Below are 20241 nucleotides of genomic sequence, written 5' to 3'. Positions count from 1 at the left end.
TGCTATGCATAAATTTATTTACCTTATGAAGACGTTATCTTGTTTAAAAAGAGCCTTACAATAAGTAAAAAAATACTAAAGCTTAGTAATTAATTATACGCGGTACGCAGAATAAAACCCCGAGTCTACTTTATCGGGGTCAGATCATTAAACTCACTGCTGATAGCTTATCGCTCACCTATTCCGGCTCATACCCCAAATTAGGAGACAGCCACCTTTCGGCTTCTGCTAGTGTCATGTTGGTACGCTTAGCGTAGTCTTCTACCTGATCCTTTTGTATAGCAGCTACGGCGTAGTATTTAGCTTCAGGGTGTGAGAAGTACCAGCCTGATACCGCAGCGCCTGGCCACATGGCATATGAGCTGGTGAGCTGCATACCTATACGTTTTTCTGTATCAAGCAGCTGCCAGATTTTCTTTTTCTCAGTGTGCTCAGGACACGCTGGGTAACCTGGAGCTGGGCGAATACCTTGGTAGTTTTCACGTATAAGATCTTCATTCGCGAGGTTTTCGTCTGGGGCAAAACCCCAATATTCTTTACGCACTTGTTCGTGCAAGTACTCAGCAAAGGCTTCGGCGAGTCTATCGGCGACCGCTTTAACCATAATTTTATTATAGTCATCTTGCTGTGCATCGAACGCATCGGCTAGGTCATCTTCCTCAAGACCACCAGTTACCGCAAATGCACCAAAGTAATCAGGTGTACCTTTCGGGGCGATGTAATCAGCTAAGCAGTAGTTAGCAAAGTCGGTTTTTTCTGTTTGCTGACGTAAGTGACACGACGTGGTTAATAGTTCAGCGCGAGTTTCGTCTGTGTATATTTCAATATCGTCACCCACTCGGTTAGCAGGGAATAAACCAATGACGCCAAGCGGTTGCAAACTGCCTGACTTTTCAAGATCGTCTAACATGTCGTTGGCGTCTTTAAATAAGCTTTGCGCCTGCTCGCCAACCACTTCATCGGTCATGATACGTGGGTATTTACCCGCGATTGACCAGGTCATAAAGTATGGCGTCCAGTCTATGTATTTACGAAGCGTCTTGATCGAGACATTTTTAAACTCTGTCACGCCCAGCTTTTTCGGCACCGGTGGGGTGTAATTATCCCAATCAAGCTTGGCGGCGTTATCGCGGGCACGTTGAATAGTAACCGGTTTTGAACGTGGCTTTTTGCGTGCTTGCTGCTCGCGTACTTTCACATATTCAGCGCTGGTTTTTGCTAAAAATTCAGTTTTATGCTCTTTCGACAATAAGTTAGAAACCACACCCACGGCGCGGCTGGCATTATTTACATACACCACGCCTTTGTCGTATTGCGGTTCAATTTTAACGGCGGTATGGGCTTTTGAGGTAGTCGCACCACCAATCAATAATGGCAACTCAAAACCACGACGCTTCATTTCTTTGGCAACATGCACCATCTCATCAAGCGATGGTGTGATCAGCCCTGATAAACCAATAATATCGGCTTTTTCATCAATGGCGGTTTGCAATATTTTATCGGCAAGCACCATTACGCCTAAGTCGATAACTTCATAGTTATTACATTGCAGTACAACACCCACGATGTTTTTACCAATGTCGTGCACGTCGCCTTTAACCGTAGCCATTACCACCTTACCGTTGGTGGCGCCTTCTTCTTTTTCAGCTTCAATGTAAGGGTCTAGGTAGGCCACTGCGCGCTTCATCACTCGCGCTGATTTAACCACTTGCGGTAAAAACATTTTACCCGCGCCAAATAAATCCCCTACCACATTCATGCCGTCCATTAACGGCCCTTCAATCACATGAATAGGTTTATCGGCAGCAGCGCGGCACTCTTCGGTGTCTTCATCGATAAAGGTGGTAATGCCTTTAACCAACGCGTGCTCTAAGCGTTTTTCAACTGGCCAAGTACGCCATTCTAAATCCTCAACTCGCTCAGCTTGTGCCATGCCAGAGTATTTTGGTGCCAACTCAACTAAGCGTTCACCTGCACCTGGGTCGGTATTTAAAATAACGTCTTCAACCGCTTTTCTAAGCTCTGCTGGTATATCGTCATACACAGCGAGTTGCCCGGCATTAACAATACCCATATCCATGCCCGCTTGAATGGCATGATATAAAAATACTGAGTGAATGGCCTCTCGCACAGGGTTATTACCACGGAACGAGAACGATACATTCGACACCCCGCCCGACACTTTACAGTGTGGCAAGTTTTGCTTAATACGGCGTGTACCTTCAATAAATTCAACTGCGTAGTTATCGTGCTCTTCTATGCCAGTGGCAACTGCGAAAATGTTCGGATCAAAAATAATGTCTTCTGGCGCAAAGCCTATTTCATCAACCAAAATGCGGTAACTGCGCTGACAAATTTCAAACTTGCGATCGGCTGTATCTGCTTGGCCGTCGGTATCAAACGCCATAACCACTGCAGCGGCGCCAAAACGTTTAATAATTTTAGCTTGGCGAATAAATGGCTCTTCGCCTTCTTTTAGCGAGATTGAGTTTACAATTGCCTTGCCTTGAATGCACTTTAAGCCCGCTTCGATAACTTCCCACTTAGAGGAATCGACCATGATTGGTACTTTAGAAATATCAGGTTCTGAAGCAATCAAGTTTAAAAATTTAACCATCGCGGCTTTTGAGTCCAACATGGCTTCATCCATGTTGATATCAATCACTTGCGCGCCGTTTTCTACTTGTTCGCGAGCAACGCTAAGGGCGGTCTCGTAATCTTCTTCCATGATCAAACGCTTGAACATGGCTGAGCCGGTAACATTGGTACGTTCGCCGACGTTGGTAAATACTGCAATTTGTTGTGTCATCTCGGCTACCTTAATTTAAGTTACACGCTTCAAGACCCGATAAGCGCATACGCACTTCAAGCTCAGGTAGTGGACGAGGTTTAACACCTTCAAGTCCTTTCGCAAATGCCCTGATGTGCGCGGGCGTAGTACCACAACAGCCGCCAACAATATTGATAAAACCTGACTTACCCCAATCGATAATTTCTTTTGCCATTTCAGGGGCTTCTAAGTCATATTCACCAAACTCGTTCGGTAAACCAGCATTGGGATGAACTGATACAAAGGTTTCGCAAACCCGTGATAGCTCTTCAACATATTGGCGCAGTAGATCTGGACCAAGCGCGCAATTTAAACCAATTGAAATCGGCTTAATATGACGAATCGAATTATAAAACGCCTCGGTGGTTTGCCCTGACAATGTTCGCCCAGATGCATCGGTAATGGTGCCAGAAATCATCACAGGTAACTTGCGACCGGCTTGCTCAAACGCTTCTTCAACCGCGAATGACGCAGCTTTAGCATTTAAGGTATCAAAAATGGTTTCAATCAAAATTAAATCTACACCACCTTCCATTAACGCAAGGGTTGATTCAACGTAAGCGGTAACTAGCTTGTCAAAAGTAATATTACGATAACCAGGATCGTTTACATCCGGAGAAATCGAACAGGTTTTTGAAGTAGGCCCTAATACACCCGCTACATAACGCGGTTTTGCTGGGTTTTTAGCCGTGAACTCATCACAAATACTGCGTGCTAATTTAGCTGACTCGAAGTTAATCTCACGACTGATGTTGGCCATGTCATAATCTTCCATCGAAATGGTGGTCGAGTTAAAGGTATTGGTTTCAATAATGTCGGCACCGGCATTTAAAAAGCCGCGATGAATATCGGCAATAATTTGTGGTTGCGTTAAGCTTAGTAAGTCATTGTTGCCTTTGATCAGTACATGCCAATCTTTAAAGCGCTCACCACGATAATCTTGTTCTTCTAATTTATGCTCTTGGATCATAGTACCCATGGCGCCATCCAAGATTAAAATACGCTGTTTGAGTGCGTCAATTATCTCAACACGTTTGTTTTCTAAATTATTCGGCATAGTTGTTAGTCCTTACGGCTTGGCTAACTAAATTAATATCATACGGTGTGGTTTGATACACATAATAATTTAACCAGTTCGAAAAAAGCAAAAAGGCATGACTTTGCCAAGTTTTCGACGGTTCGTTATCTGGGTTATTATCTGGAAAGTAGTTTTCAGGCAATGGCGCATCGGGGCCTTTTTCTAAATCGCGCTGATACTCGCCTTTTAAGGTGTCTGCATCATACTCGGGGTGACCGGTAATATACACTTGGCTGCCGGATTTATTTTTTATTAAGTAAGCACCTACTTGCTCTGAGCCTGCCAGTACTACTAGGTCATCACAGGCGTTAATTTTTTCAATATCAATATGGCCATAACGCGAGTGCGGTACTACAAAGGTGTCGTCAAAACCACGGGTTAATGCGCCATGTTCAAAATAACACTTGTGGGTAAATACGCCGCAGAGTTTATTTTCTTTTAATTCACGCTTTAAATTATGGTGGTGGAATAAACCCGCGTGGGCCGCCCAACACGAAAATAATGTTGAGGTTACATGCTGCTCTGCCCAATCTAAAATTACCTTTAGTTCATCCCAGTAGGCTACATCGTCATATTCTAAATGCGCTAATGGTGCGCCGGTAATGAGTAATGCATCGTAATTGTTGTCTTTCACTTCAGAGAAATAACGGTAAAAAGTGTCTAAATGCTGCTCAGAATTGCTACTGCTGCGATGAGTGTCTAAACGTAGTAGCTCTACATTCACTTGTAAGGGCGAATTAGCGAGCAAACGAATAAATTGTACCTCGGTCTCTACCTTATTAGGCATTAAGTTTAAAATCGCCAAGCGCATCGGACGGATCTCTTGGGTTTTAGCGCGGCTTTTTGGCATTACGAATACGTTTTCTTGACGTAACTTCGCAATGGCGGGCAATTCATCTTTAACGGTAATAGGCATACTCATCTCCAAGGCATATTTAACCAATGGCTAATTATGAACGGATAGCTGGAAATTTCAACCTCTAGATGTTTAGATGTCCAAATGAGCTTTAAGATAGAAACGAAATTGAAAGAAGCGCTTAGAATTATTGAGCTATATTTGTTTTGATATTTTTTAATTGCGCTACTAAAGTCAGTAGCGCATGCGGTTTTAAAAACGATAATTAACAGATAAATTAAGTGCGTTAATATCGCCTTGATCAGCATTAAAATATTGATATTCTGCACTCACTTGCCAGCGTTGGCTCAACATATAATCAACCCCAGTTCCGAAAGTTACCCCACCTTCATCATAATTTTGCTCTGTAATAAGTGTAGTTTGTGTATCTGTACCAATTACTGCTTCTGCAAATTTTCTTAAGTCGCCGCCATCGTAACTTAATTTGTTTCTGCCATACCCCCCAAATAAAAACACATCAACTTTAGGTAAAATTGGGTAGTTAGCTTTTACAAAAATGCTCGTTTGTAAATTGAGTCCAGAATCAACTTGGCCTCGGATAAATTCTGATGTAAGCGAACCATCCTGTTGGTTTTGAGTATAAACAAACCCGTTTAGCGGCGTTGCCTCTTTATTTAATCCAAAGCCTACACGCCCTTCTAATGCAAAGTATCGTGAAAACTGATAACCAAAACGACCGTAAAATGTGGTAAATTGAACGCTATTACTCTCATACACATCAACTTGTGTTGAGCCTATCCCTACACCTTGATAAAAACCGTTCACATGGAGTATTTCTGCATTGCTCGAAACAGAGTAACCACACAAAATGATCGAAGTAAGGCACGTAAACAATTTTAATTTCATAATCATTCCTTTTATTATCTAGAGAAATTAACCATCCCTACAAGCTTCCTTATTAGATGAATATAAAAACTCTTTCAATATTTAATTTTAAGCATTACACAAAGTGAATAATAAATTACTACTGTATATAATAAAGTAACTCCAAAACTATAATAAACTCAAATTTAGAAGTGATAGTTTATTTTGAAATTGATAGCCTCAGTCTCGCTATGGTCTTGATCAAAGTACTGATATTCAATTGCAATCTGCCAATTTTTTGTCAAAAAATATTGCCCCCCAAATCCGGCAGCTAAACCCGACTCACTAAAATCAGCATTTAACCGTGGTGGATAAAATATTCCTTCTGCATCATAAATACCTCGAATCTTATAGTTACTATAGTAGTAACCTGCACTAGCAAAAAAAGAAACAGCGTCGAATAAAGGGTAAATAGCTTTTAAAGCAACTCCATATTGACTATTTAACTTGGCTTCATTCCTAAAACTAGTATAATCAGTACTATCATCAAATGAGAAAAAGTGTTCTTTTGATTCATCGTTATCAATAGCGAAACCAGCTCTTCCTTCAATGCTAAAATTCGGATGAAATTGATATCCTATAATTGGACTCACGACTAGAAAATCGTAATCATCAGTAAAACCTTTATCTCCATGTTTAAGAGTTTGATTGCCCACAGCCCCTCCTGAATACAGGTGCTTAGAGTTTAATTGGCCATAAGCCGATGTAGATAACACTGCTAGAATAGTTATTATTAAATAGATGAGTTTCTGCATTGTAATTTCCTTTTCAAAACAATTGTTAACACTATGCAACCATTTTAACATCCAAACAACAAGCCAATACAATATAAAACAACTTACTACACTTTCTTACAACCCACTTGACTTTGAAAAGCTACGCCATTCGTTGACTGTTTCACCTATCAACCACTACAATACAACATTGAAATTTTTATTATTATTTGAAGGCTCCTTTCATGGTTTTACCTGATAAGTTTATTTTCTCGATGAGTCGAGTATCTAAGGTTGTGCCACCTAAACGCACTATCTTAAAAGATATTTCTTTGCATTTTTTCCCGGGCGCAAAAATTGGTGTACTTGGTTTAAACGGTTCTGGTAAATCAACGTTGCTACGTATTATGGCCGGCCTTGATCAAGAGTTTGAAGGTGAGGCATATCCTCAACCGGGCACTAAGATTGGTTACTTACCGCAAGAGCCTATTCTAGATGAAAGTAAAACAGTTCGTGAAACTGTGGAAGAAGCAGTCAGCGAAGTTAAAAACGCGCTTAACCGTCTTGATGAAGTATATAACGAATACGCGATGGAAGATGCTGACTTTGACGCACTAGCCAAAGAGCAAGGTGAGCTTGAAGCAATTATTCAAGCCCACGACGGTCATAATATCGATAACGTATTAGAGCGCGCCGCCGATGCCCTGCGTTTACCTGAGTGGGATGCTAAAATAGAATTTTTGTCAGGTGGTGAGCGTCGCCGAGTGGCTATCTGTCGTTTACTGCTTGAAAAACCAGATATGCTTATCCTCGATGAGCCGACTAACCACTTAGATGCTGAATCTGTAGCATGGCTTGAGCGCTTCTTACATGATTACGAAGGCACCGTTGTGGCGGTAACCCATGACCGTTACTTCCTCGATAATGTAGCTGGCTGGATCTTAGAGCTTGACCGTGGTGAAGGTATTCCATGGGAAGGTAACTACTCTTCTTGGCTTGAGCAAAAAGATGCGCGTCTGCAGCAAGAGCAAAAGTCTGAAAAAGCCCGTCAAAAATCAATTGCACAAGAACTTGAGTGGGTACGTTCAAACCAAAAAGGTCGTCAAGCTAAGTCAAAAGCGCGTATGGCGCAATTTACTGAAATGCAGCAGTCTGATTACCAAAAACGTAATGAAACCAATGAGCTATTTATTCCACCTGGACCACGTCTAGGGGATCAAGTTATTGAAGTTAAAAACTTGAAGAAGAGCTTTGGCGATCGCGTATTGATTGATGATCTAAGCTTTACTGTGCCTAAAGGCGCTATTGTTGGTATTATCGGTGCCAATGGTGCGGGTAAATCAACGCTGTTTAAAATGCTCAGCGGTGAAGACAAACAAGACAGCGGCGAAATTAACCTAGGTGAAACAGTTGAACTGGCAACCGTTGATCAGTTCCGTGGCAATATGGATGACAGCAATACTGTTTTCCAAGAAATTTCAAACGGTCAAGACGTACTGAAAATTGGTAACTTTGAATTCCAAAGCCGTGCCTATGTGAGTCGCTTTAACTTCAAAGGTAACGATCAGCAAAAGTTTGTTAAAGACTTATCAGGTGGTGAACGCAACCGTCTGCATTTAGCTAAATTATTAAAAGCCGGTGGTAATGTTATCTTACTGGATGAGCCAACCAATGATTTGGACGTGGAAACATTACGTGCCCTTGAGAATGCAATTTTAGAATTCCCAGGCTGCGTTATGTGTATCTCGCATGACCGTTGGTTCTTAGACCGTATTGCGACACATATTTTAGATTACCGTGACGAAGGGCAAATTAACTTCTTCGATGGTAACTACACTGAATATGAAGAATGGCTTAAAAAGACCTTAGGTACTGCGGCTACGCAACCTAAGCGTATTAAGTACAAAAAGATAGGTTAAGTTCTAAGTTCTAAGTTCTAAGTTCTAAGTTCTAAGTTCTAAGTTCTAAGTTCTAAGTTCTAAACATATTTTAAGCCCCGCATTTATGTGGGGCTTTTTATTTTTGAAAGAAATAAACGCTTACGCCTTTCTAGTTAAGTATCTTCACTTTACAAAAAAGTCATCATGAAATACTTATTCGCACTGATTTTAGTGAGCACGAGCTTATTAAGTTTCGCCACTGAGGTACAACAACCAACCAAGTTACCAGCTTTAGCCTTAACTATGGCCGATGGTAGCCAGATCAATACTGATGATTTAATTGGCAAACCGTATATTTTACATTTTTGGGCGACGTGGTGCCCGTATTGTAAAAAACTGCAGCCGGGACTTGATAAAATCCACCAGCAATATCAGCAATATGGGTTACAAGTTATTGCCGTGAGTTTTCGTGAAGACGAAGACGCTAACCCTGCGCAATCGCTAATTGAGCGCGGTCATCATTTTAAAACGGCGGTAAAAGCCGATGCAATTGCAGCTCAACTTGGCATTCGTGGTACACCGACTACTTTATTTATCAATAGACAGGGCCAACTTAACTGGGCTACCACCACTTCGGATCCAAATGATCCTAGTTTACTCGAACATGCAGCTAAACTTGCAACAAGCAAGTAAAAAACACGCTATACTCAAGCTAATGCCAATTAAAAGGAGTAACCATGGAAAACCGCCGACATTACACGCGCATTTTATTTTCAACCCCAGCGCATTTGACCAATAATACCCATAGTTATCCGTGCCAACTGCTTGATATCTCATTAAATGGTGCGTTGGTTAGCCGTAATGATGACTTTGATTTTGCAAAAAACAGTAATGCTATTTTGGCTTTTAAACTACCACAAAGCGACATCATCATCGCAATGACAGTCACTATTTGTCATATTGAGCAGCAACATATCGGCTTAAAGTGCACCCATATTGATATAGACAGTATTACCCATTTAAAACGCTTAATTGAATTGAACCTCGCAGATGATGATTTATTGCACCGTGAGCTTGAGTGTTTGATCCATTGAATAAGCAAGTAACTGGATTACAGTGATCCAGTAGGTTACCCTAAGCACAAATTTACAAAATATTGTCACTATGGCGCTAAATCCTCATCTACCACTGGTTTACCACCCTAACTATTCGTTTAACTTTGATCCTAACCACCGGTTTGTTATGAGTAAGTTTGCTAATTTATATCAGCAAGTCAAAGCGCTTGGATTAATTAATAGCAATCTTATAACACCTCAACTTGGCAGCCCTGAGGCGCTTGAATTGGTACATTGTGATAATTACATTCAAGATTTATGGCATAACCGCTTAGACGATAAAGCCATGCGTCGCATCGGGCTACCTTGGTCAGAGCAGCTAATGGCACGTACTTTTACCGCGCCAATTGGCACGTTGCAAACTGCGCGCTTAGCTCTTGAGCACGGTGTTGCATGCCATTTAGCAGGCGGTACACACCATGCCCACAGCGACTTTGGCTCTGGCTATTGTATGGTCAACGATTTAGCCTTTACTGCGCAAACGCTGATCCAATCGGGTGAAGTTACTAATGTATTGATTTTTGACTTAGATGTTCACCAAGGCGATGGCACCGCCGCCATGTTACAACACCAACCTTATGCCTATACCTGTTCAATTCATTGTGAAAAAAACTTCCCATTTCGTAAATCAGCCAGCGATCTCGACATTGGTTTAGCCAACAATATGCAAGACGATGAATACTTAGGTATTGTTGATGATACCTTGAGTTTTCTACTCAAAGAACTCAACCCTGATTTAGTCCTTTATGATGCCGGTGTCGATATTTGGCAACAAGATGGCCTAGGCAAACTTGATATTAGCTGGCAAGGCATTGAAAAACGAGATCACTTGGTTCTTAAACGCTGCCTTGAAAGCAATACACCTGTGGCAACCGTGATTGGCGGAGGTTATGACAGAGATCACCAGCGCCTTGCGAAACGCCACGCCATTGTTGTAGAGCAAGCTGCGAGTTTTTAAGCTGAGTATAAAACTGCTAAAACAGTATTTTTGACTACACTTTAAATTCATACCTTTATTGAGATCATTATGCGACTGTTGTTTATTATGTTACTTGCATTTATGTCGAGTATTGCCACTGCCGAAGAGGAAGCAATAAAAGAAGAACTTCCGCCGATTAACCCAGCTTACGAAGCCGAGCATGCTATGATCCTCGTTAATCAAGGCTCGCGTATTTTTGCAGTTAACCTACCGACTTATAAATTACCTCACGATGTGCAAGTCGTTTATCAAATTGAAAACCCTGATGTGGCATTTTTAAATGTAGTCAGAGGTGCTGAGTTGGTAACCATCAAGCCCAAACCTTTTAATATTCAACGTTTAATGCGCGGCGAAGAACTCACAATCACAGCCGACGTATATGAGGGTGATTATAGAAATGGCGGTAGTTTAATTTATGAAAATAGAACAATTGTTTTCAATAAACTACTTTACGCACGCGAGCTTAATGAGTTAAGCCCAGCATCAAAATGGCAGCAATATGCGATGATCACGCTCAATGAAAATGAACGAATTTATATCCATCAAATCACAAAAGCGCCGAGTTATAACCATCTTATTTATGTCGACCTAACCAGTGCTTGCTTGCAAAAGTTCTCAACTACCCAGTTGGTCCCGAGTGTGGGTGAGCTCACCTATAAATTTGTCAATTGCGGCACCTTAAAGCCGCTCTATTTTGATAGTGAAAGCTATCAGTAACTTTTCTATAGTAATAAAAATCAGATTTAATAAACCTGATTGATAATAATACCTAAACCTTGCTGCATGTTCTCGCTCGATTGCCCTGCAAAACCAAGTCGGGCATAGCTATAGTTTACAGGCTTTAAACTGCGTACTGAGTTGGCAAAGTAAAACTCGGCTTCGGTTTGTAAGTAAACACTTTGCTTTGCTAACTGTGCTTTTAAATGCTGAGTGTCTTTATTTAAGTTTACCCACATTGCCATGCCGCCGTCGGGCTTTTTATATTCAATTGGGTAGCCATCAGCTTGTAACGCTGCTAAGTAAGAATCCATCGCTTCATAGCGCTGTTTATACAGTTTGGTCATACGCTTTAAATGCCGTTCAAAGCCACCTTCTTTCATCCAGTGCGCCACAGCTAATTGCATGAGCACATCGTTCTTATGGTTCATTAACTGCTTCCACGCGGTTAATTGCGCTAATACTTCAGGCGCTGCGCAGATATAACCGATACGTGCGGCTGAAAACATAATCTTAGAAAACGTCGATAGATAAATAACAATCCCTGCGGGGTCATCGGCGCCCATAGGTTGTAATGGCTGACAGCGATAATGAAATTCATGGTCGTAGTCATCTTCAATGATCATCACGTTATAGGCATAACACAGTTGATAAATTTGCAAGCGCCGGGTTGGCGATAAGGTCACGGTAGTTGGGTATTGATGCAATGGTGTTAAGTACAGCATTTTAAGTGGATACCTCTCCAGCTGAGCTTTTAAATCATCAATACATAAGCCTTCATCGTCTTGTTTAATATCAATTAATTGCGCACCACACGCTGCAAATGCTTGCCTTGCAGGCGGGTAACCTAACGTTTCTACTGCGACAAAATCATCTTGTTTTATAAACGCTTTTGCGATTAAAAACAGTGCTTCTTGCGAGCCATTGCAGATCAATACGTCGCTTACGTTTAAATTACGCGCTTTGTATAAGTAATCACAAATATGCGCTTTTAATTGCTCGTTACCACTGACCTGCCCATAATGCAGTTGATTGATATCTAAATGATTACACACATGACTGACGGAGCGTTTAAATTCTTTTTGTGGAAAACTGGCAAGATCCGGTAAACCACCAGCAAAATTATATTTGTACGCAGTTAAATCCATTCCAGCAGCAGGCACAGCCAATGTTTTCGCAAATTGATAGGGTTTTGCTTTCAGTATTGGGGTCGTTGAGGTACTGACGCTACTTTGAATGGGCAATGACTTGGTGACCTTGTAGCCTACGCGCTCTTGTGATTCAAGCCAGCCTTCCGCTACTAATAATTGCAATGCATTCATCACGGTATGGCGATTGAGCTGATAAGTGTTTGCCATAACACGCGCCGAGCTGAGTTTTACTCCTGGCGCGAGCTTGCCTTGCATTATGGCACTGCGTATCGCGCTGGCCAGTTGCAAATATTTGGCAGGCTCTGACTCATCAAATTCAATAACTAACGGCTGCATTTTCGACTCCAAAACACTCTAAACTGGTCTAGTTAAAAAGCTAAAACTGGTTGTTTATTACTAACCAAGGTAGCGTACCTTTGTTAATCATAAATAGCAAAGTATGGGGCTTATCATGTTTACAAAACACATTCATCAAACCAATAAACTGGCTTTAGAGCCGCTGACACAAAACCACCTAGAGCAGCTGCATCAAGCAGGCCAAGATCCACAAATATGGCGTTGGGTGTTAATGAATTACACTCAAACCCGTGCAACGCTCGATGATTGGTTTATCAATACAGCACAGTTTAATGCCGAACAACAAGTCGTTTACGCCATCGTTGATAAAGCAAGTAGCCAGGTGCTTGGCACTACACGCTTATTTAGGTTAGATAAACAAAATCGCAGCGCCGAGATTGGCCACACATTTATTGCTAAACAGTGGCAACGTAGTTTTGTAAACACTCACGCGAAATACTTGCTACTGCAATATGCGTTCGAAGAATTAGGCCTAGTCCGTATTACTTTTAATACCCATGAACAAAACCAAAAATCGCGTAATGCTATAGCACGCCTTGGCGCCCGCTTTGAAGGTATTAGTTATAAAGACAGATTACTTGCTGATGGCTCATATCGAAACACCGCCCAGTTCAGTATTATTGATGAGCAATGGCCGGCAATAAAATCGCAGTTAGAAGGAAAGCTATAATGTATCCAGCGAGGCATTTTCAACAACATGATAGTAAGCAATTACAACAGTTAGTAAATAGCTATCCACTGGCGACTATTTTAATGCCAAATACACAAAGCCAACTCAATGATATATGCCGCGTGCCGTTATTATATGACTCAACTCGCGAGATTTTTATCGGCCATGTAGCTAAATACAACCCACTATCATTGCTTGATGGTCAATCAGTGAACTTACTATTTAGTGGCGATGATTGTTATTTGCCGCCCGCTCACGCAGACAATAAAATCCTACCTAGCTGGCTTTATTCGAGTGTCTATGTGACAACTGAAGTGCGTATTGTTAAAGACCAACACCACAAAGAGCTGATCATGAAACGGCTAACCGATCACTTTGAGCAACACTTTACCCAACCTGATACAACTAAATGGCAACTTGATGAAGTCCCCGTACAGCATCGCCATGCAATGTACCAACAATTAAGCTTTATTGAATTTATTCCTAGTCACTGGCGTGGCAATTTTAAACTTAGTCAAAACAAGCCTGCTGAAATACGTGCAGCCATAAAGCAAAATTTAATGTTAGCGGGGAAACTCAATATTGCTGAGTTAATCAATTAGCGATGCTACAAAAAAGAAAAAAGGCTCCTCGGAGATCTTAGAGCCTTTGGTTAACTTTGGAATTAACTCGGTTTAGTAATTAGTTAAATGCAAGCAGATGCGGTGCAATATTTTGATAATCAACTGCCATAGCAATGCTCAAAGCAGTAATATTAAGGATTGAAAACGCAAACACTTGCCGCGCCCAACCACTAATATCAATGTTACGTCGATAACCTCTTAGCGCCATTAACAACCACCAAAAGCTAGTGGTGCAAGCAACGGCTAAAAACGCCATACCGGTATAACCGCCAATGGTTAATAACATCACTACTAACGCATATATGGCAATATACAAAACAATATGGTGCTTTGCTTTATCAATACCGTGCGCTACTGGCAGCACTGGAATACGTGCGGCTTGGTAGTCTTTATAGCGAAAAATAGCAATCGCGTATGAGTGTGGCATTTGCCATAAACTAAACATTACCAATAAAATCAATGCACCAATATCAAACTGTGCCGTCACGGCGCAATAACCAACAACAGGCGGTACAGCACCAGATAAGCTGCCTACAAATGTTCCATATACTGAGCGACGCTTCATATATAAGCTATAAACACCCACGTAAATAACATAACCAAACACAGCAAAAAACACTGCAATCCAGTTAGTAAAAATCACTAGTAGAGCAAAACCTAATACGCCAAGTGCTGTACCATGTAGCAAAGCAGTCTTGGCAGACATTTCGCCCGTTACAGTTACCCGTGTTCGCGTGCGCGCCATGCGAATATCAATATCACGGTCAATCACATTGTTGATTACGCAGCCAGAGGCTACTACCAGCGATAAACCAACTAATGTAGCAAGCATTAGCCAGCCATCAATATCACCACGCGAAGCAAGTAAAAAACCACCCGCAACTGAGATCACATTACCCATAATAATACCGGGTTTAGTGACCTTTAAATAACGACGAAACATCTGCTGTCCCCTATTCTTTGCTATTAACAATGTACTAGCTGGGGCTAGTACATCATCATGGCGTTCGATTCGTAGATGATCCACACCGACAGCCCCACCACCATCACGATGATCAGCGCACTGAAGATGAACGATAGCGAACTGGCTTTGCCATCTTCGGTTTTAAAGTTCAGGTGTAAAAAGTATTTTAAGTGCACCCAAATTTGCACAATGGCCATCACCACAACACAGGCAAAGGTTGTTGGCTTTGATAAAGTGCCGCTCATTACCGCCCAAAATGGGATCGCGGTCAGTACAATTGATAAAACAAAACCAATTAAATAGTCTTTAACACTGCCATGTGAAGCATCACTATGGCCTTGCACGTGCAGTTCATCTAATACATGTGATTCACTATGACTCATTACATCACCCCCATTAAGTAAACAACGGTAAATACGCAAATCCACACCACATCTAAAAAGTGCCAGAACAAACTTAAACAGCTTAAACGGGTGACAGTAGCAGGCTTTAAACCACGACGTGATACTTCAATCATCATCGTCGCCATCCAAATTAGGCCAGCAGTTACGTGCAGGCCATGCAAACCCACTAACGAGAAGAAAGAAGTTAAAAATGCGCTGCGCTGCGGGCCATTACCATGAGAAATTAAATGATGAAATTCATAGACTTCCATGGAGATAAACACCACGCCAAAGGCAAAAGTTACAGCCAACCAAGTTAAGGTAGCGGCTTTTTTTTGCGCATGCGCTGAAATCATCGCAAAACCAAAGGTAATACTACTCAGTAGTAACGCAGCAGTTTCAACCGCTACAAAATCCAGTTCAAAAATATCTTTGCCAGATACGCCACCGGCAGTGTTCATATAAAGCACAGCGTAGGTTGCAAAAAATGAGGCAAATAACAAGCAGTCGGTCATTAGATAAAGCCAAAAACCAAATACCGTGTCACCACCAGTATCATGATGCTCGTGAGCATGGGCATCATGATTGATGATATTTATATCAGCAGGGATCGAACTCATGCGCTGAACTCCTTACCTTGGTTAAATGTTGTGGCACTGGCATTATGTGCACTTTCAATTTCAAGAATTTCTTCTGGTTGCACGTAGTAATCAACATCGCTGGTGTAACAGCGTTTAAAGAATACTGTGATCCCAGCAATAACACCGACAATTGCCAACCACCAAATATGCCAGATCATGGCAAAACAGAATGTGGTAAAACAGGCACTCATCATCACCCCTGCCGCGGTATTTTTTGGCATATGGATAGGCGCGTAACTCGACTTTTGCTGATACGCTTGGCCTTTCTCTTTCATATCAGTCCAAGTATCGATATCGTGCACATGCGGTATCGTAGCGAAGTTATAGTATTGTGGCGGTGACGATGTTGACCACTCAAGCGTGTGACCATTCCACGGATCGCCAGTTGTATCTTTTAGTGCTTCACGGTTTTTAAAGCTGACAATAAGCTGCACAACTTGGAACAAAATACCAAACATAATGATCACTGCACCAACAAAAGCAATGTACAACCAAATATTCCAATCTGGATTATTTGTGTGGTTTAAGCGACGCGTCATACCTAAGAAACCAAGAACGTATAGCGGCATAAATGCAACAAAGAAACCAATTAACCAACACCAGAAAGACGCCTTACCCCACCCTTCGTGCAGTTTAAAGCCCATTGCTTTGGGGAACCAAAATGCAAAACCAGCCAGGTATCCAAATACCGCACCACCTATGATGGTGTTATGGAAATGCGCAATCAGGAATAGGCTGTTGTGTAATACATAATCAGCACCTGGAATTGCCAGTAATACCCCGGTCATCCCGCCTATGGTAAAGGTCACCATAAAGCCAAGCGTCCAAAGCACTGGAACTGTGATCCGTAAACGGCCACGGTAAATAGTAAATAACCAGTTAAACAGTTTTACGCCGGTGGGCACCGCAATGACCATGGTCATTACGCCAAAGAAGGCGTTAACGTTGGCGCTGGACCCCATAGTGAAGAAATGGTGTAACCAAACAATAAAACCTAAGATAGAAATTGCACCGCTGGCATAAACCATAGATTTATAACCAAATAAACGTTTACCGGTAAAGGTCGAGATAACTTCAGAGAAAATACCAAACGCAGGTAAAATCAAGATATACACTTCAGGATGACCCCAAGCCCAAAACAGGTTGATGTACATCATGGCGTTACCGCCCGCTTCATTAGTAAAGAAATGGAAATCTAAATAACGGTCCAGCGTTAACATAGTCAACACTGCCGTTAAGATTGGGAATGATGCCGCAATTAAGATATTTGCCCACGTACATGTCCAGGTGAAAATAGGCATTTGCATTAAACGCATACCAGGGGCACGCATTTTAAACACAGTCACTAAAAAGTTTACCGCCGTTAACAGTGTACCAATACCGGATATCTGCAGCGCCCAAATATAATAATCGACCCCGACCCCAGGGCTGAAAGACATCTCCGATAGCGGTGGATAGGCCACCCAACCTGTTTTTGCAAACTCACCACAAAACAATGAAATATTAATTAATATTGCACCGCCGGCAGTTAACCAAAAACTTAAGTTATTTAAAAATGGAAATGCCACATCACGCGCACCAATTTGCAGTGGTAAGACAATGTTCATTAAACCAATCATAAATGGCATTGCCATAAAGATGATCATGATCACCCCATGTGCGGTGAAAATTTGGTCATAATGCTCTGGCGGCAAATAACCCGTTGCGCCGCCTGTTGCAAGTGCCAATTGGGCTCGCATCATAATGGCATCGGAGAAACCACGAAACAGCATGATCAAGGCAAGAATGATGTACATCACGCCTAAGCGTTTATGATCGATTGAGGTGATCCAGTCGTGCCAAAGCACACCCCACTTTTTATATTTTGTGACCAAAGCTGCAATCAATGCTGCTGCAATCACTACTACCGCCATTGTCACCATCAAAATAGGTTCATGGAACGGAATAGCATCTAATGTTAATTTTCCAAGTAACGACATAATTATTTCTCACCCTCGCTGTGCATTGTGTGATTTGCATGGCCGCTATGCTCAGGCATTGCTTTGTGCATCTTGTTCATATCACCATGAGCCTGCATATATTTCATAACGATGGTGTGAAACAAGCCCTCTTCTACATCACCAAAATAAGTCACAGGGTTGTTTTCACTCGGTTGCGCCAGTGCATCATAATCCGCTTTAGAAAGCGTGTTTGACTCGCTTTTCACCTTGCTTACCCAGCTATCAAAGTCAGCTTGCGTTGGCATAGCGATGGCATTAAATTTCATACCGGTAAAGCCTGCGCCGCTGTAGTTAGCTGAAAAACCTTTAAACGTACCGGGCTCATTGGCAATTAAATGCAACTTAGTTTCCATGCCCGCCATCGAGTAGATTTGACTACCTAGTTGTGGGATGAAAAATGAATTCATGGTGCTTTCTGAGGTGATTTTATATTCCACCGGTACATTGGCTGGGAAAACTAATTCGTTCACCGTCGCAATACCTTGCTCAGGATAAATAAACAGCCATTTCCAATTCAGCGACACGACTTCAACAGTTAGGTGCTTACCTTTACCTTCAAGCGGTTTATAAGGGTCAAGCTGTTGCGTTGATTGCCAAGTAATAACACCTAAGACAATTACTATCACAATAGGAATGGCCCAGACTGCGGCTTCAATTTTTCCTGAGTGAGCCCATTTTGGCGCATAAATTTGCTGATCTTGGCCATCGCGATACTTCCATGCGAAATACAAGGTCATCACGATGACGGGAATAACCACAATGAGCATCAGCACTGTGGCTATAATGATCAGATTTTTTTCATCTATCCCAATTTGCCCTTTGGGATCAAGCACCCCGCCTTTACAGCCAGTTAGTGCGAGCACAGTGGTGCCCAGAGCAATATTACAGAGGTTTCGAATTAACAAAGGACTATCCTACAACCTAAAATTAGACGTGTGCTGCCTTACCCAAGAATACCAATAGGTCAGAACAACGATTTAAACTATTCCTAACGTGCTTTAAACGTGTAGCTACAAATTTAAACATTAAGGAAATTTAATAGGGGTGGCCGAATCGCAGACACACTGCGGCTGAGCATTATTAGTGAAGCAATGAAATTAGTAAGCGACTAACCCAATTTGGTCATTAATAACGCGTAGCGTTCAACCAAATACAAGGGGTGGAGCACGACAGCCATGAGCGCTGTGTACAACAAGTGATGTTTTAGGAGCACGAAAAGCAAAGGCAGCTTTACGTAAAATAACTCCAGCACGACGCGCTGGAAAAAAGTGAAAAATCAACCAACATAAACCAATTAGCAACTGGCATGAAACAACGGGATACGTTAAAAAGCTCAATACATTAATTAAAGATGACTCTACAGCCCCTTCAGTTAATAACCCTTTTAACTCTGTTGCATCTTCAACACTACCATTTACTAACATGGCGGAGTTAATTAATAAAATTACTAATGCAGAGAACAATTCACGTCCGGCAAAAAATGCACGCGCACGCAGCTGCCAACGTGTAAACGTTGTTTGCTGAGTTGCTTGTGGACACTTTTTTGAGTTCAAACGTACTGACCTTACAGATTTAGTAACACGCAAATAACAGCGCTACGCTATTATTCACTTTGTTGATATGATTTGCATCAATAAAGTTTCAGTAATTACTGAAATTTCGGGAGGATTATAACAAAGTCAACACAAGCTACAAGTGAAAAACTACCAAGTCGGCTAAATTTTTAGCTAAGCGAGGCTTTTAGCCATAAAAAAAGCGCCTTAAGGCGCTTTATAAAAAACATTGTGATAATTGTAGATTAAAGAAAATAAAAACAGCCCAAGCTTAGTAACCACTAAACTTGAACCGCCTTTGACAACATCTTCACACACAATTATAAAGATTCGGTTCTAGTATTGTTTAATACATATTGTAAATTCATTGATGAACAATAAGTTCATCTAATCGCGTGGCAGTAAAATAAAAACAGTTCAAGCTTAGTAGCCACTAAACTTGAACCGCCTTTGACAACATCTTCACACACAATTATAAAGATTCGGTTCTAGTATTGTTTAATACATATTGTAGATTCGCTGATGAACAATAAGTTCATCTAATCGCGTGGCAGTAAAATAAAAGCAGTTCAAGCTCAGTTTAACTAAACTTGAACTGTCTTTTTGACAACATCTTCACACACAATTATAAAGATTCAGTTTTAGTGTAGTTCAGTACACATTGTAAATTTGTTGACGAACAATCTGTTCATCTAATCATGTGGCAGTAAAATAAAAACAGTCCAAGCTTAGTAGCCACTAAACTTGAACCGCCTTTGACAACATCTTCACACACAATTATAAAGATTCTTTGTAAGCGGCTTGTTC

General features: G+C 41.5%; 19 protein-coding genes. 7 read left to right on the top strand and 12 right to left on the bottom strand.

Annotated elements, in window-relative coordinates; genetic code table 11:
* Positions 1-178: 178 nt before the first annotated feature.
* The 5 genes from metH to A7968_RS05805 all read right to left on the bottom strand — a co-directional run bounded on the left by metH (position 179) and on the right by A7968_RS05805 (position 6443).
* Complete coding sequence (gene metH / locus A7968_RS05825; RefSeq protein WP_064665639.1) at positions 179-2809, bottom strand: methionine synthase; 2631 nt, start codon at positions 2807-2809, stop codon at positions 179-181.
* Between the two features lie 10 nt (positions 2810-2819).
* A complete protein-coding gene (locus A7968_RS05820; RefSeq protein WP_064665638.1) occupies positions 2820-3887 on the bottom strand; it encodes a homocysteine S-methyltransferase family protein in 1068 nt (355 codons plus the stop codon).
* Positions 3877-4824, bottom strand: coding sequence for a homoserine O-acetyltransferase MetA (gene metA / locus A7968_RS05815; protein ID WP_064665637.1), 948 nt, complete (start codon positions 4822-4824; stop codon positions 3877-3879). The genes A7968_RS05820 and metA overlap by 11 nt, the downstream gene beginning before the upstream one ends.
* 192 nt (positions 4825-5016) lie before the next feature.
* Complete coding sequence (locus A7968_RS05810; RefSeq protein WP_064665636.1) at positions 5017-5670, bottom strand: porin family protein; 654 nt, start codon at positions 5668-5670, stop codon at positions 5017-5019.
* 164 nt (positions 5671-5834) lie between these two features.
* Positions 5835-6443: an outer membrane beta-barrel protein gene (locus tag A7968_RS05805; RefSeq protein ID WP_064665635.1), complete on the bottom strand. Its 609-nt coding sequence runs from the start codon at positions 6441-6443 to the stop codon at positions 5835-5837.
* 203 nt (positions 6444-6646) lie between these two features.
* Between A7968_RS05805 and ettA the strand changes: the two genes are divergently transcribed.
* The 5 genes from ettA (at position 6647) to A7968_RS05780 (ending at position 11092) form a co-directional block, all read left to right on the top strand.
* On the top strand, positions 6647-8320 hold the full coding sequence (gene ettA / locus A7968_RS05800) for an energy-dependent translational throttle protein EttA (protein WP_064665634.1): 1674 nt from the start codon (positions 6647-6649) through the stop codon (positions 8318-8320).
* A 165-nt stretch (positions 8321-8485) separates the two neighbouring features.
* Complete coding sequence (locus A7968_RS05795) at positions 8486-8974, top strand: TlpA disulfide reductase family protein (protein WP_064665633.1); 489 nt, start codon at positions 8486-8488, stop codon at positions 8972-8974.
* A 44-nt stretch (positions 8975-9018) separates the two neighbouring features.
* The gene (locus A7968_RS05790; RefSeq protein WP_064665632.1) at positions 9019-9375 is read left to right on the top strand and encodes a PilZ domain-containing protein; all 357 of its coding nucleotides are present in this window, start codon (positions 9019-9021) and stop codon (positions 9373-9375) included.
* 70 nt (positions 9376-9445) lie between these two features.
* The gene (locus A7968_RS05785) at positions 9446-10354 is read left to right on the top strand and encodes a histone deacetylase family protein (RefSeq protein WP_064665631.1); all 909 of its coding nucleotides are present in this window, start codon (positions 9446-9448) and stop codon (positions 10352-10354) included.
* Between the two features lie 69 nt (positions 10355-10423).
* Complete coding sequence (locus A7968_RS05780; RefSeq protein WP_064665630.1) at positions 10424-11092, top strand: hypothetical protein; 669 nt, start codon at positions 10424-10426, stop codon at positions 11090-11092.
* A gap of 26 nt (positions 11093-11118) precedes the next feature.
* On the opposite strand, the gene pdxR is transcribed toward A7968_RS05780, so the two are convergent.
* The gene (gene pdxR / locus A7968_RS05775; protein ID WP_064665629.1) at positions 11119-12579 is read right to left on the bottom strand and encodes a MocR-like pyridoxine biosynthesis transcription factor PdxR; all 1461 of its coding nucleotides are present in this window, start codon (positions 12577-12579) and stop codon (positions 11119-11121) included.
* Positions 12580-12694: 115 nt separating this feature from the next.
* On the opposite strand from pdxR, the gene A7968_RS05770 reads away from it, so the two are divergent.
* A complete protein-coding gene (locus A7968_RS05770) occupies positions 12695-13270 on the top strand; it encodes a GNAT family N-acetyltransferase (protein WP_064665628.1) in 576 nt (191 codons plus the stop codon).
* Positions 13270-13872 carry an FMN-binding negative transcriptional regulator gene (locus A7968_RS05765; protein WP_064665627.1) on the top strand — a complete coding sequence of 201 codons (603 nt, stop codon included), beginning with the start codon at positions 13270-13272 and terminating at the stop codon, positions 13870-13872. The genes A7968_RS05770 and A7968_RS05765 overlap by 1 nt, the downstream gene beginning before the upstream one ends.
* A gap of 79 nt (positions 13873-13951) precedes the next feature.
* On the opposite strand, the gene cyoE is transcribed toward A7968_RS05765, so the two are convergent.
* From cyoE to A7968_RS05735, 6 genes are all read right to left on the bottom strand, one after another.
* Entirely contained in the window at positions 13952-14836 is an 885-nt protein-coding gene (cyoE, locus tag A7968_RS05760) for a heme o synthase (protein WP_064665626.1), read from the bottom strand.
* Positions 14837-14880: 44 nt separating this feature from the next.
* Complete coding sequence (gene cyoD, locus A7968_RS05755) at positions 14881-15240, bottom strand: cytochrome o ubiquinol oxidase subunit IV (RefSeq protein ID WP_064665625.1); 360 nt, start codon at positions 15238-15240, stop codon at positions 14881-14883.
* Positions 15240-15860, bottom strand: coding sequence for a cytochrome o ubiquinol oxidase subunit III (cyoC, locus tag A7968_RS05750; RefSeq protein ID WP_064665624.1), 621 nt, complete (start codon positions 15858-15860; stop codon positions 15240-15242). Before cyoC ends, cyoD begins: the two co-directional genes overlap by 1 nt.
* A complete protein-coding gene (gene cyoB / locus A7968_RS05745) occupies positions 15857-17860 on the bottom strand; it encodes a cytochrome o ubiquinol oxidase subunit I (protein WP_064665623.1) in 2004 nt (667 codons plus the stop codon). The genes cyoC and cyoB overlap by 4 nt, the downstream gene beginning before the upstream one ends.
* A gap of 2 nt (positions 17861-17862) precedes the next feature.
* Positions 17863-18786, bottom strand: a complete 924-nt coding sequence (gene cyoA, locus A7968_RS05740; protein ID WP_064665622.1) for a ubiquinol oxidase subunit II — start codon at positions 18784-18786, stop codon at positions 17863-17865.
* A 237-nt stretch (positions 18787-19023) separates the two neighbouring features.
* Positions 19024-19434 carry a hypothetical protein gene (locus A7968_RS05735; RefSeq protein WP_064665621.1) on the bottom strand — a complete coding sequence of 137 codons (411 nt, stop codon included), beginning with the start codon at positions 19432-19434 and terminating at the stop codon, positions 19024-19026.
* Positions 19435-20241 lie beyond the last annotated feature (807 nt).

Source organism: Pseudoalteromonas prydzensis (assembly GCF_001661495.1).
Taxonomy (GTDB): Bacteria; Pseudomonadota; Gammaproteobacteria; order Enterobacterales; family Alteromonadaceae; genus Pseudoalteromonas; species Pseudoalteromonas prydzensis.
The sequence above is the reverse complement of the archived record's forward strand: the minus strand, read 5'-3'. Positions and strand labels throughout refer to the sequence as shown.